A 13,131-nucleotide genomic window follows, 5' to 3' on the forward strand; every position below is an offset into this window, starting at 1 on the left:
GGCAACTGCAGCAAAGAACTACAGTTGCCGGTCCGGTGCTCTCTTTATTTCGTCAGCTGACGTGCGACATATACGCCACTGGCGGAGGCGTGCGACAGGGAGTGGGTGATACCACTGCCGTCCCCGATGACGTAGAGTCCGTCGTGACGGGTCATGAGGTTCTCGTCGACCTCGACCTCCATGTTGTAGAACTTGACCTCGACACCATAAAGCAGGGTGTCGTCATTTGCAGTACCTGGTGCGACCTTATCGAGGGCGTAGATCATCTCGATGATGCCGTCGAGGATACGCTTCGGAAGCACGAGGCTCAGGTCACCGGCAGCAGCATTCAGCGTCGGAACCGTGAAGGATTCCCGGATACGCTGCTCGGTACTGCGCTTACCACGGATAAGATCGCCGAAGCGCTGCACGATCACACCGCCGCCGAGCATGTTGCTGAGACGCGCGATACTCTCACCATATTCGTTCGAATCCTTGAATGGCTCGGAGAAGTGCTTCGCCACGAGCAGGGCGAAGTTCGTATTCTTCGTTTGCTTCGCGGGATCCTCATAGCTGTGGCCGTTTACGGTGACGATCCCGTTGGTGTTTTCATTGACCACGGCACCCTTCGGATTCATACAGAAGGTACGGACGTTATCCTCGTACTTCTCGGTACGGTAGACGATCTTACTCTCGTAGAGCTCGTCGGTGAGGTCTGAGAAGATCTCGGCCGGCAGCTCGACACGTACGCCGAGGTCCACACGGTTCGAGTTCGTCGGGATCTCGAGGTCCGCACAGACCTTCTCCATCCACTTACTGCCGCTTCGACCAGCTGAAATCACGCACTTCTTTCCTTCGAAGGAGCGCTCACCACTGTAGATCTTATAGCCCTCTTCGGTCTTCTCGACGGTGTCGATGCAGCAGTCGAAGTAGAAATCGACCTTATCCTTCAGGTGATCGTAGAGATGCTCGAGCACGACATAGTTGATGTCGGTGCCGAGATGACGTACGGAGGCATCGAGGAGATGGAGACCATGCTGCATGCAGGTCTTCTTAAACTTCGTGCCGGCTGTCGAGTAGAGCTTCGTACCCTCGCCGCCGAACTTGAGGTTGATCTTGTCGACATACTCCATCAGCTCGATGGCAGTTTTCTTTCCGATATACTCGTAGAGCGTGCCGCCGAAATCGTTCGTGATGTTGTACTTTCCATCCGAGAAAGCACCGGCACCACCGAAACCGCTCATGATCGAGCAGCAGTTACAGTGAATACAGGATTTGATCTTTTCACCATCGATCGGGCACTTACGATGGCTGAGCTCGTGACCGTGCTCGAAAATCGCGATCTTCAGATCAGGACGGCGCTCGATCAGCTCGTAGGCAGTGAAAATACCACCCGGGCCCGCACCGATAATTAAGACATCATACATACTCATAGGATTACCTCCAAAAATAAAAATCATTCATATATGCCGGTTTTCAGACTACCGCCTGCGCTTCGTTACGGACGCGAGACGTATCGCTGCTGTTTGCGAGCGGTTTCGTTCGGATTCATCACTTCTTTACGGAGGCGTGAAGCCCCCTCGAGACGCTCTGCATGCGTGTGAAATGGCATAAAAAAAGCTGACTATCGTGATGGTAGTCAAGCTGTTTGGCGCCTGGTAGAAACGTCTGCCCGTTTTGCAGACTATACCTTTATAAGTATAGCACAGTCTGTCAACTTTCGAAACGCCGTTTCGAAGGGAAGCCGATCAATAAGATTCTCACCATCGAAGCTTCCGGCATCGGCATTGCCTGCATCGTAGCGAACCACTTTCATGTACCGGTGGTGTTCGCGAAGAAGTCCCAGAGCCTCAATATCGATGGCGATGTCTATGCCGCAGAGGTGGAGTCCTTCACCCATAAGCGTAAGAACCAGGTGATCGTATCGAAGAAGTTCCTGAGCCCAGAGGATCATGTCCTGATCATCGACGATTTCCTCGCAAACGGGTGTGCGCTGCAGGGCCTCCTGTCCATCGTCGCACAGGCCGGCGGCACGGTCGAGGGCATCGGCATCGCGGTTGAGAAGGGCTTCCAGCAGGGCGGACGGATCATCCGTAACCTCGGATATCAGCTCGAGTCGCTCGCCATCGTCGAGAGCATGGACGCAGAGCACGGTCGACTTCTCTTCTCTTGCGGGCACCTCGATCATCGCGATCCCGCAGCTGATGCCGTTCCATATGGAGTTCCGTGCGGATGCGATCTTTTCGACCATCCTGATCTTCCTGGTGTCCGCGACAGAGACCATCGGTGATACTTCAGCGCTGGCAGCGTCTGGCCTTGGTTGTGATGCGATGGAAAAGGAAACCTCCGGCTCCATCTGCTGCGACGGCTTCATCAGCTCGCTGTCCTCGCTCTTCGGCTGCCTGCCGATCACCTCGTTCAGCCAGAACGTCGGACTCGTCGCGATGACGAAGGTCGTCAACCGTTTCACCATCGCGACCGGCGCTGTGATCATGATTCTCGCCGGGATCTTCCCGATGTTCGGTGCGCTTCTCGCGACCCTTCCGGATGCTGTACTCGGTGGCTGCACCATCATGATGTTCGGCACCATCGTCGTCAGCGGCCTTCAGATGATCAGTAAGTGCGGCTTCTCACAGCGGAACACCGTCATCGCGGCCCTGTCGCTCAGTATCGGACTCGGCTTCACCCAGTGCCAGGACCTCTTCGCGATCTTCCCGGATATCATCCAGACCGTCTTCGCGCAGAACTGCGTCGCGGTCGTCTTCGTCGTGGCGATCATTCTGAACCTGATCCTCCCGGCCAACATGGAAGCGGTACAGGAGTAATCTATATCCACCGGCAGTTTATGGGGTCTGACCCCATAAACTGAAACTTTAGATTTTGTTTATAAAAATTTAATGGGGTCAGACCCCATGACGAAGAAAAAAAGAGGGATGCGACGCATCCCTCTTTTCTTATAAACCGTTCTATGTTGATCTCAACGGATCAGTACGCCGTTCGATCCGAAGACGCGGACGCGTCCGTCGATGTACTTCGTGCCGGTCGTCATCACACCGCGCGGGTTACCGCTGTTCGGGTCGAGGTAGTAGTACGCACCGCTCAGGTTCAGCCATCCGGTCATCACGGCCCCATAGCTGCCATCATGATTCGGATTGAGATAGTACCACTGGCCGTTTACATTGAGCCAGCCCGTCTGAAGGGCGCCGAAGGTACCGTCGTGGTTCGGATTCAGGTAGAACCAGCGACCGCCATCCTGCTGCCAGCCGGACAGGAGGCGTCCGTAGCTGCCGTCATGTGCCTGATTCAGAAGGAACCAGTGCCCCGTCGGATCCTGGATCCAGCCTGCCATCATCGCGCCGCTCTGCGGATTGCAGTAGTACCAGTTGCTGCCGTCGTAAACCCAGCCGGTCATCATGCGACCGTTACTAAAGTAGTACCAGTAGTTGTTGATCACCTGCCAGCCGTTGCTGCCTACGCTTCCACCGGTCGACGGGGAGGTGGTGCTGCCGGAGCCGCCGCTGCGTGCGAGTACATCGTACCAGGTCGCATAGTCGGTGAAGTACTCGTCGGTGTCGATACCGGTGATGCCGCTGGAGATGTAAACCCATTTACTCGGCGCGAGGTGCGGGTTCGAGCTCTTCGCATCCGCCGCCCGGATCGCGATGCCGCGGATATAGGCGGACTGCTTATACTTGTTACTGCCGGTGTACTGCTTGTTGTAGCTGCTGACCTGGATCGTGGAGCCGGTGACGCTGCCGCCCTTCGTCCGGTACTCGCCGTCCTGATCGACGTAGCTCACCACGAACTCGATCTTCGAAGCGCCGTTTTTGTTAATGCTTACAGAGGTGTCCCGCCCGCTGGACTGGGTCTTCGATTTGCTGCCCTTCACACTGTCAAAATCTGTTTCGAAGGACGGTGCCGCGAGACGGACATACGGATAGGCCTTGAACTTGATGGTCAGTTCACTGTCGTCCCAGCCGCTCGTCGTTTTCTTCGTGATTTCCGTGATGCCGTTTCCGGTCACCTGGATGCTGTTCGCGTTCGGGAAGTAGTAGCCCCGGTCTGCGGTGAGGGTCAATGTATAGCTCACCGGGTTCTTACCTGAAGCGAGGGAAGTGTCGCTGGCGGATACGGTGCAGTCGTACACCTCATAGCCATACTGGGAGCTGATGTCGATCGTCGGTTCGTTGTATCCATCCGCGATGTTCGTGTCGCCGTCGATCGTAAAGGTGAAATTCACGGAGTTGATCGCCGTAGCTGCCAGTGCGGTGAATGAGGTCAATGCCGCGAAAACAACAGCCGAAGCGAAAAGTTTAAATGTACGGTGCTTCATAGGATGCTCCTTTCATCATAGAGTGCAAAGGCAGTCGGCATAAGTAAGCGAGAGGGCTTGCTGCGTGTCGGCTTCGCATCGAACCTGCAATTGCGAACATGATAGATAGAAATATCTTCTTTTATCATCCATATTACAGAAGAAAATTCTTAATATCAATATCGCACATCTTACAGTTTCACCATAGTTTCTTAAGAAATTTCACCTCGTTTTACAGATTTTTAAGATACGAAAAAGAAGTGCCGGAAACGGATCTCCGCACTTCTTTTCTTAAGAATTTTGTAAGGGGGTCTGACCCCATAAACTTGAATTTTAGATTTTGTTTAGAAATATTTAATGGGGTCAGACCCCTTTCGTGATGTCCTGCAGCAGTTCGAGGAGGCCGTCGGCAGATCTGCCATCGAAGCTTTCCGTGAGCTGCTGTCCGTCTGCAGACCAGGTGAGCTCCAGCTTACTGTCGGTGCCGTCGAGAAGCTCCGGGTTCGGTGACTGATATGGAGCGAGTTCTGCTTTTCGCAGATAGTTCGCCAGCTCCTGCCAGCGCTCATGAGGGATACGCGGGCAGCGCTCCAGCTTGTAGATGAACATCTCATCTCCGAGCTCGATGCGCTCACGCGTCTCCGGATCTGTATAGGAGCAGTAGAGATACGGCTGCTCCGGATTCTCCTCCGTGGTCTTCAAACAGAAATCGAAACACTCGTCATGATTCATCGCACTCTGATGCCAGGAAAGCTCCACCAGAGCTGCTGTTTTTGAAAGCGCCAGCGTCATCGCCTGCTTCGGCTCCCGCGCTGACGCTGGCGCTGGCTTCTGTGCTGACGCTGCCTCTGGTTCTCTTGCTGACTCATGCTCCGCCTCGCTTTCATCCGGGGTTATATTTTCCATGAATGGTCCATCCATAATGCTGTTTATAACAAAATGACGGTACAGGAAGAAAGCTGCTACGATGACGATCACGATTCCGCCCGCTGCAATCACCAGTTTCTTCATATGCTGCCTCCTGTTCTGCAAAGTCTGAATTCCTACCTGCATTTATTATAACATGGTATCAGCTTTTTTCTCTTGATTTTACCATCTGAGCTCAAGGCTTTTATGCTGATGTCTTCACCAGCAGTCCGTCACATCCCTTCGCGATCTGCGTCTGTTATCCCCAGCGCATTTTCGATCATATCTGCTTTCATCAGCGTGTTTCATCAGCATTGCAGAGACAAGCTGGAATCTGACTTGCCTATTTTCTTAAAATCTCATGTGGAGCTTCTATTTCATTTGCCAGGGTATGCTCTGTCAATTCTGACATCAATTTCAACTTTTTATTAATCAATGGTCGCATACAATTTGGAACATGTTCCTGATGGGCTCTGTGGATTGCTACACATTCCTTACAGTTTCCGTGGTAACGACAGGCTTTCAGGCAAGGACAGTGATCTTTGTCTCTATACTCCTTACGAAATTCCGCTGCAAATTCTTCTTGCAGTCTCAGCCCCTCGACACGGTTTCCCTTATGAAATTCTACCATTGCATCCAGTTCTTTCTGGTTCCCTTCAATCTTCATGTTATTATAGCGCCTCCATTTCAACTATTCCTCATTTTTTGATAAATTCCAAGTTATCTCATAGTACCATCATCAGCGTACCTGCCCCGATCAGTACACAGCCTACAACATCCTTCACGGATACCTCTTCATGCAGCAGCAAAAATGCCAGCACGAGGGTGATGACCACGCTCAGCTTATCGATCGGCACCACCTTTGAGGCCTCTCCGACCTGCAGCGCACGATAGTAACAGAGCCACGACGCACCGGTCGCGAGTCCGGACAGAATCAGAAACAGCCAGCTCTTCCGACTGATCGATCCGATCCCACTCTGCGCATGCGTCAGAAACACCATTCCCCATGCCATCGCGAGAACCACCATCGTCCGAATCGCCGTCGCAAGATTCGAATTCACACCTTCGATCCCGATCTTCGCAAGAATCGATGTCAGCGCCGCAAACACCGCAGACAGTAACGCGAAAACAACCCACATAACCTAGCCTCCATTCAAGTCATTCCTTTGCGCTTTCTGAAAGCGTATGCCCCTATCATACACCTTCGGCCAATGTCTCCGCCAGCAGTCCGTCACACCCCTCCGCTCCAGCGCCGCCTTCATCGGCGGATAAATCGCATTCCCGATCTCCTCCATCGACGTCGCCGCCGAATCGATCACGAACTCTCCGGCAAGCCCCCGCCGGTTCACCATATCCTGAAAAATGTACTGTGCAGAAACGCTGCGACAGATGTTGCCGTGGCACACGAAAAGTATGCGATGTCTCATTATTTTTCTCCTTCTATGCCTTAAAACGACGTATTTTGGCGCTTTATGCGCAGCGTCTGCATTTGCTCGACATCTGCGTTCTTTTACAGAAACCGCATAAAAGGGCGTAAACGAGCAAAATGCGGAAGTCGATAGTAGTCAAATCGTAGTCTCCAAGGGGGGTGCAGGAATACCGCGCATTTTTCGCATTTTCTATCGTTATAAGGTAGACTTCCCGTTTTTTACCCTAGGGGGTGCAAAATTTCTCTAGGGGGTTGCATTTTTAACGATAGGTCTTTATAAAAAGAAGCACAGGGTAGAAAATGCTCTGTGCTCCATATTTCACCGTATTCGATTCAGAAGCACCTCGTTCAATATACCATAGGAATAGATGAACTTCCACTTGACTTCCAGACGCTTTCATCAGCGTGGCAGAGACAAGCTGAAAATTGTTTACTGTTTCTTCTTTACAACGAAACCAATAACGAACACAATAATTGCAGGAATTACCAAAAACAAAGCATTTACTAACACCCACAAATAAAAAGGCGCAGAGTTTAGCGATGTTGAGTATTGAGTATAATCAACGATGCTCTTAATAACAAATACAATCAACAGAATGAGACTCACAATGTTGCATATCATAGGTACTTTCTGTTTCATTCTAAACACCTCCATAAATTCCAATTTGTACTGTTGATTCTTCTTGTCAATTCCATGCACACCATGGAATGTTCATCATCTCACAATACAGAGGCAGTATGCTCCAGTTCCAGCAGTTTGATTTTTTTATCAAGCCCGCCGGCATACCCCGTCAAGCTGCCATCTGCGCCCACGACCCGATGACATGGAATGATGATCGCGATGGGATTATGTCCGACTGCTCCGCCGACGGCCTGCGCTGACATCCTGGAAATCCCTCGCTTCTCAGCTATTTTATGTGCGATCTCGCCGTAGCTTATCGTCTCACCATATGGAATCTTCAGAAGTATATCCCAGACCGTCATCTGGAACGCGGATCCCTTCGGATGTAATGGCGGTAGGAAATCCGGTTTCTGCCCACAGAAGTATTGATCCAGCCATCGCTTCCCTTCCAACAGAATCTCCGTCTCCTGCTCTAAGTATTCATTCGGTATCCGATCGTATTTTGAGCCTTCAAACCATAGTCCTGTCAGACCGACCTCATCTGCCTCCATTCGTATGCGCCCCAACGGCGAATCATAGTATTGAATAGATGTCATTTTAACTGTCACCTCACAAGCTATGCCAAATTCTGTTCAATAATTGATTTATAGTAGTTACCAAAGTCAGCAAGTGAATTAATAATTGGAAGCATTTTTGTTCCGAGTTCTGTTAAACCGTATTCAACTCTCGGTGGCTGTTCATGGTAATCGTGGCGATATGCCAGTCCATCACTCATCATTTGTCTTAAACTATCTGTCAAAACCTTTTGTGAAATACCATCTAGACTTCGTTGTAGCTCATTGAATCTCCATGGACGATCTTTCAAGTTACGCAAAATCAGCAGTTTCCATTTTCCTCCGATGAGAGATACTGCTGTTGCAACTGGGCATTCTGGTAATTCTTCTTTTGTTCGCATAATTCTTACCTCCGCGTCTATTGTAACACATTCAATTTTAAGTGTGCAGTTATAAAAAGGTGCGTACTTGTTTTTGTATGTGTCTCACACCATACCAATACCTGGCAATCAGAAACTACAAATTCGCTATGGAGGCATTATTATGGCAAATTACACAAAAACAACGATTGGAAAGGAAAATCGAATTGAGCTGCATGAAAAGCTGTCTTTAACTGGTGCAGAAATCAGTTTAAACGAACTACCTGCAGGAGCAAGTGTCCCATTCGTTCATTCTCATAAAGAAAATGAAGAAATCTATGGAATTCTTTCAGGTAACGGCAAAGCCATAATTGATGGAGAAGAAATCAGTCTTTCAACGGGAGACTGGCTGAAAATCGCACCTGCTGCAAAGCGCCAGATTGGGAATCCCAGAAAGATCTCGTCATAAGAACTCATATCCATCTTTTTCTTCATAATCTCCGGTCTGTATTTCTTATCACTCATTTCCACACTGCTGCGGGATTTTTTATTCATCCAGTCAAGATCAGCCCTTGTATATGGAACTTTTGGCTCAATCTCAAATAAATCCGCTTTTGCTTCCTCTGCAATCATTGCTGCTACTTTTTTTGTTGTCCCGCTTGCACTGAAAAATGCGACTAAATTTTTACTCATAATAAAAATCCCCTTTCTTTGCGAATTTTTCGTATAAAAATAGATGTATAAGATTTGAATCTCTCTTATACATCTATTTTATACCTGATATTTTTATTATGTCTAATGCTTATATTGGCACGCCTTTTTAATAAAATCCCCTCTTCAGTAAGCGAAATTTTCTTCCCGCTTCGAATAAATAATATTACTCCAAGCTCCTCTTCAAATGCCGCCATTTGTCTGGATAGCGTTGGCTGGGTAATATGCAATTGTTCTGCTGCTTTTGTAAAGCTCTGTTCTTTTGCCACCGTCAGAAAATAGCGCAATAGTCTTAATTCCATATTTTTTATTCCCACAACTTCCAATTTGTACGTATTTCTCTTAAACAGCTCAGAATGTGAACCAAGGCGATAAAGCATCAAAACAAGACTTTCCCTCTCACAAGCTGTGCTTTCTCCGATCTTTTCCTGTCACGATGTAGTATTGCTTCTTGTTTTCATACATTTCCGCATCTGCGGCTTTCAGAAGCGACTCAAAATCCGTGTCCTTTGTACCGCTTATCGTCGTACCGAGGGACGCGGTAGCACCCAGTTGGCTTTTTGCCGTTTCCAGTAGTTTCTGAAACGCCGGATATGTGATGTTTGGCAGAACCGCAATGAACTCATCTCCGCCAAACCGATACACATGACGCTTTCCGAACACAGATTTCAGCGTCTGTGCGGTCTGCACAATGAATTTATCACCGGCGTCATGTCCCTTTTGGTCATTTATTTCCTTTAGGCCATTTATGTCGCACATGACAATCGCCAGGGGAAAGTACTTCTCCAGCTTTTCTGTGTACGCCCAATCCAGAGCTTTTCTGTTTTTACAATCTGTGAGCTGGTCATATAATGCACTGTGCTCCAGTGCATCTGCATTATCGCGCAGTCTTATCATAAAAGAGATCATAAACTCGATCATATCTATCAGATTCGAGATCTCATGCAATTTCTCTTCGGGAGAATTGTCCACACCGTAGAATCCGACCATCTTGCCGTTGATTTTGATTGGCCCTGTCACAAGGGTATTGACACCCTGAGGTTTCAGCCGTTCATAGATGGCTTCGCTTGTTTTTTTGCATTCTTCAATGTCATGGATGATGACATTGTTGGATTCTTGATATTGTGCAAACCACGCTTCAATGATGCCTTCATACGGCACATCCTGCAAGTTATCTTTTTCTTTGGATACGCCCGCTTTGCACCACTCGTAGGTGTTGTCAAACGTTCCGCGGTCATTCTGTTCAAAGATGTACGCTCGATCGGCGGTCATACGCTGTCCGATATACTCCACCAGTTGATTCAGTACTTTGTCCGGATTTTCTTCTGAAGCGGCATACCGAACCATGTCCGTGAGGAATCTCTCGTAATTCAGGATTCGTTCCTGCGATTCGCGCTTGCTGACTTCCAACATTTCCTTTTCCTTATGGTACAGGATTTTCTGGAGCTTGCTTCGCATCATCGTGGCAGTCAGAAGCATACTCAGCACCCCGTACAGAATAACATTCACTAGGTTTTTGGATAGAATTGGGGTGTGCTGCGCAAAGAAAGCAAGTCCGATATAGAGCAGCATACTGCTCAGAATCAGCCCGTTCATGACCGCCGTTCTGGCGGTAAACAGCAGCGGCGCTGCCAGTATGAACACAATGTAGTTAACAGTGAGCTCCTCCGGTGCAATCAGCGTTCCCGTAATAATGCCGAACAGCAGCAGCGCGGCAAAAAAGCTGTATACAACCAGTTTTTTCCCCAAGAAGCTTCTAATTTGACAACGAGAAATGCAAAAATAGACCAAAGAAAGGAACGTATAGACCAGATACACCCATTCATATTTTCCGATACTCAGAGAAAACACACTCACCAGCGTTATGACTCCAAAGGCAACAAGCGCCACAACAGAATACAGCCGCATGGCTTTCCAGTTTTCTTCCCATACATCCTGTTTTACTTTCTCATAATCACAACGACTAAACATAAACAACGAAACAATTTGATTCATACGTTTTTTCTCTTCAAACTCTGTTCAATTACCGCTTTACCATTTAAGGATTGGTCTATGTCCTTTTCTGGAAGAATCGTTTCTTCACATTTACCAAACACATCTTCAAATCCTTTTTAAAATGCACACTGTACATTTTTCTTAAATTCAGCAATGTCATTTTCGGACATTAGAATAAGTTCTAAGTTTATTTCTGTCAACTCCGTAAACTGTCATAAGTATCAAGCCTGCTGGAGTGATTCTGGCAGGCTTCTGTTGTTCGTCGTTTTTTCGTTATCGGCAACTCGTGCAAAAATTGCACAAATTACTTTCTAGGACAAAATGCCACAACCAGTTCTTCTGTCTTACACATCATCTAGCATCAGGCCAATGTCTTAGCCAGCAGTCCGTCACACCCCTCTGCTATCTGCGCTGCGCACGCATCGAACTTCCGCGTGTACCACGGATCGTCGATGATCTCGTCCGGGCGACCGGAGTACTCCATAAGATAATGAATCTTCCCCTCCGGATCCTCCCCGAGGATGCGCTTCATATAGAACATATTCTCCTCATCCATCCCGATCAGAAGATCATACGCCTCGTAATCCGAGCGCTTCAGCTGCCGCGCCCGATGCGTGCCGACCGGCACACCCCTCCGCTCCAGCGCCGCCTTCATCGGCGGATAAATCGCATTCCCGATCTCCTCCGTCGACGTCGCCGCTGAATCGATCACAAACTCCGATGCCAGCCCCCGCCGGTTCACCAGATCCTGAAAAATGTACTGCGCAGAAACACTGCGACAGATGTTGCCGTGGCAAACGAATAATACTTTCATCATATTTTTAATCATCCTTAATTATTTCTCAGGGACGTTGTACTTTAAGCTTCGTGATAACTACGTTCTACATATTCCGGCAATTCTTCTCTGGAATTAGCAGTCAAATCGCCGATAACAGCATAGAGCCAAAGCTCTATGCTGTGTGATCAAATGTATCAGATTTTAGAACAACTCCTGTTCAAGTTACACGGCGGGAACGACCAGGTGTCAGATCTCCCGGCCCATCTGGTACGCCTGCTCCAATGCTGGGCGACCGGTGATATCGCCGACTTCGTTTACGCCGCCAGCGAACACCGTGCCGGCCAGTGTGCAGCGTGGGAAGCAGTCGACCCAGCCCTGGACAGCCTTCTCGGTGCCCTCGAAGGTCTCCGCTGCGTCCTCTGCTGCAGTTGCGAGCAGGTAGGCTTTTCTGAATGTATAATCGGTATCATACAGCGGATTGGCGCGGTCCAGTATGGTCTTCAGCTGACCGCTCACGCAGTAATAGTAGACAGGTGTTGCGAACACCAGCACATCGGCATCGTGCATTCTGGCGACGATGTCCACGGCATCATCATTGATTACGCAGCGACCGAGCTTGAGGCAGGCAAAGCAGCCCTTGCAGAAACCAATCTGCTTTTCCCGCAGATACACTGTCTCTACCAGGTGCCCGGCCTCCTGCGCGCCTCTCGCAAAGGACGCCGCAAGCGTTTCAGAGTTGCCGCCCTTACGCGGACTCGAGGAAATGATCAATACTTTTTTCTTCATTGTACTAGACTCCTTACATTCTATTTTTTCGTTATGCTCATGATAGCACCTGACGCTGGTTTATAGGGTATGACCCTATTAAGATTATTTTATGCATTTTTTATATGGTTGTTTTATATCCCACAACTTGAACATGTGTTTGTTTTATGGTAGTATAATAGAAGGTGCTATCATATACGGTAGGCGGTTAGTCCTTCGACAGAGGGACTGTGACCCTCTGATTACATAGACAAAATCTTTTGTAAAGGAGGGGTGCCAATGTTAACCATTGAAAGTCTCATTGCTGTATTAAGCTTCGGCTTAACCTGCTTTGAGCTTGGCTATACACTAGGTCATAAATCACACAAAAAATAATCGCCCCCTAGTCTGCTAAACTGAGGCGATTATTTTATCAAATTAGTATGCGGACTAACCGTCTATCGGTAGCACCTTTTGTAGTTTCATCTTAACACGCTTTTTCTCTTGTGTCAAAACGAAAAAGACACAGGACAGCATAGAGCCGAAGCCCTATGCTGTTGGATTACACATTCACCAGATTTCAGAACCACTCCTGTACATGCTACACGGAACGAAATTCTCATATTATAAAGAAAAAATTATCTCTGACCTGATGCCGCTTCGCAAAAAATGTTTTAAAACGAGGGTTCAAGCCGTAAACTTCCTTTAGGATATGGTATACTTTTTATGGAACTGTGAGCGC

General features: G+C 48.6%; 13 protein-coding genes and 3 pseudogenes. 3 read left to right on the plus strand and 13 right to left on the minus strand.

Annotation, left to right across the window (positions count from 1 at the left end):
• Positions 1 to 44 precede the first annotated feature (44 nt).
• Positions 45 to 1,412: an NAD(P)/FAD-dependent oxidoreductase gene (locus ACTNC3_RS01500; RefSeq protein ID WP_441226230.1), complete on the minus strand. Its 1,368-nt coding sequence runs from the start codon at positions 1,410 to 1,412 to the stop codon at positions 45 to 47.
• Positions 1,413 to 1,627: 215 nt separating this feature from the next.
• On the opposite strand from ACTNC3_RS01500, the gene ACTNC3_RS01505 reads away from it, so the two are divergent.
• Together ACTNC3_RS01505 and ACTNC3_RS01510 are read left to right on the plus strand one after the other, a co-directional pair.
• Positions 1,628 to 2,269, plus strand: a complete 642-nt coding sequence (locus ACTNC3_RS01505) for a xanthine phosphoribosyltransferase (RefSeq protein WP_441226231.1) — start codon at positions 1,628 to 1,630, stop codon at positions 2,267 to 2,269.
• Positions 2,172 to 2,804 (plus strand): uracil-xanthine permease family protein, encoded by a 633-nt coding sequence (locus ACTNC3_RS01510; RefSeq protein WP_441226374.1) that lies wholly within the window; start codon positions 2,172 to 2,174, stop codon positions 2,802 to 2,804. The genes ACTNC3_RS01505 and ACTNC3_RS01510 overlap by 98 nt, the downstream gene beginning before the upstream one ends.
• Before the next feature lie 152 nt (positions 2,805 to 2,956).
• Here the strand turns inward: ACTNC3_RS01510 and ACTNC3_RS01515 are convergent, their stop codons facing one another.
• From ACTNC3_RS01515 to ACTNC3_RS01545, 7 genes are all read right to left on the minus strand, one after another.
• Entirely contained in the window at positions 2,957 to 4,312 is a 1,356-nt protein-coding gene (locus ACTNC3_RS01515) for a hypothetical protein (RefSeq protein WP_441226232.1), read from the minus strand.
• Between the two features lie 342 nt (positions 4,313 to 4,654).
• Positions 4,655 to 5,302 carry a hypothetical protein gene (locus ACTNC3_RS01520; protein ID WP_441226233.1) on the minus strand — a complete coding sequence of 216 codons (648 nt, stop codon included), beginning with the start codon at positions 5,300 to 5,302 and terminating at the stop codon, positions 4,655 to 4,657.
• Between the two features lie 238 nt (positions 5,303 to 5,540).
• Positions 5,541 to 5,864 (minus strand): LPS biosynthesis protein, encoded by a 324-nt coding sequence (locus ACTNC3_RS01525; protein ID WP_441226234.1) that lies wholly within the window; start codon positions 5,862 to 5,864, stop codon positions 5,541 to 5,543.
• 58 nt (positions 5,865 to 5,922) lie between these two features.
• Positions 5,923 to 6,336, minus strand: coding sequence for an EamA family transporter (locus tag ACTNC3_RS01530; protein WP_441226235.1), 414 nt, complete (start codon positions 6,334 to 6,336; stop codon positions 5,923 to 5,925).
• Between the two features lie 3 nt (positions 6,337 to 6,339).
• Positions 6,340 to 6,624 (minus strand): arsenate reductase/protein-tyrosine-phosphatase family protein, encoded by a 285-nt coding sequence (locus ACTNC3_RS01535; protein ID WP_441226236.1) that lies wholly within the window; start codon positions 6,622 to 6,624, stop codon positions 6,340 to 6,342.
• Positions 6,625 to 7,346: 722 nt separating this feature from the next.
• Positions 7,347 to 7,844 (minus strand): methylated-DNA--[protein]-cysteine S-methyltransferase, encoded by a 498-nt coding sequence (locus tag ACTNC3_RS01540; RefSeq protein ID WP_441226237.1) that lies wholly within the window; start codon positions 7,842 to 7,844, stop codon positions 7,347 to 7,349.
• 20 nt (positions 7,845 to 7,864) lie between these two features.
• Complete coding sequence (locus tag ACTNC3_RS01545; RefSeq protein ID WP_410043557.1) at positions 7,865 to 8,203, minus strand: winged helix-turn-helix transcriptional regulator; 339 nt, start codon at positions 8,201 to 8,203, stop codon at positions 7,865 to 7,867.
• Between the two features lie 142 nt (positions 8,204 to 8,345).
• Here ACTNC3_RS01545 and ACTNC3_RS01550 point away from each other — a divergent pair.
• Positions 8,346 to 8,600: pseudogene (locus tag ACTNC3_RS01550) on the plus strand (cupin domain-containing protein); the annotation flags it as partial.
• Here the strand turns inward: ACTNC3_RS01550 and ACTNC3_RS01555 are convergent.
• The 5 genes and pseudogenes from ACTNC3_RS01555 to ACTNC3_RS01575 form a co-directional block, all read right to left on the minus strand.
• A pseudogene (locus tag ACTNC3_RS01555) lies at positions 8,570 to 8,854 on the minus strand (flavodoxin); the annotation flags it as partial. The pseudogenes ACTNC3_RS01550 and ACTNC3_RS01555 sit on opposite strands and share 31 nt — an antisense overlap.
• Positions 8,855 to 8,922: 68 nt before the next feature.
• Positions 8,923 to 9,174, minus strand: a pseudogene (locus tag ACTNC3_RS01560) (LysR family transcriptional regulator); the annotation flags it as partial.
• A gap of 97 nt (positions 9,175 to 9,271) precedes the next feature.
• Positions 9,272 to 10,867, minus strand: a complete 1,596-nt coding sequence (locus ACTNC3_RS01565; RefSeq protein ID WP_441226238.1) for a sensor domain-containing diguanylate cyclase — start codon at positions 10,865 to 10,867, stop codon at positions 9,272 to 9,274.
• 361 nt (positions 10,868 to 11,228) lie between these two features.
• Positions 11,229 to 11,684 (minus strand): low molecular weight protein-tyrosine-phosphatase, encoded by a 456-nt coding sequence (locus tag ACTNC3_RS01570; protein WP_441226239.1) that lies wholly within the window; start codon positions 11,682 to 11,684, stop codon positions 11,229 to 11,231.
• Between the two features lie 207 nt (positions 11,685 to 11,891).
• On the minus strand, positions 11,892 to 12,431 hold the full coding sequence (locus ACTNC3_RS01575) for a flavodoxin family protein (RefSeq protein ID WP_441226240.1): 540 nt from the start codon (positions 12,429 to 12,431) through the stop codon (positions 11,892 to 11,894).
• Between the last annotated feature and the right edge of the window lie 700 nt (positions 12,432 to 13,131).

The sequence above is a fragment of the Oribacterium sp. HCP3S3_B9 genome (genome assembly GCF_052064255.1).
Taxonomy (GTDB): Bacteria; Bacillota; Clostridia; order Lachnospirales; family Lachnospiraceae; genus Oribacterium.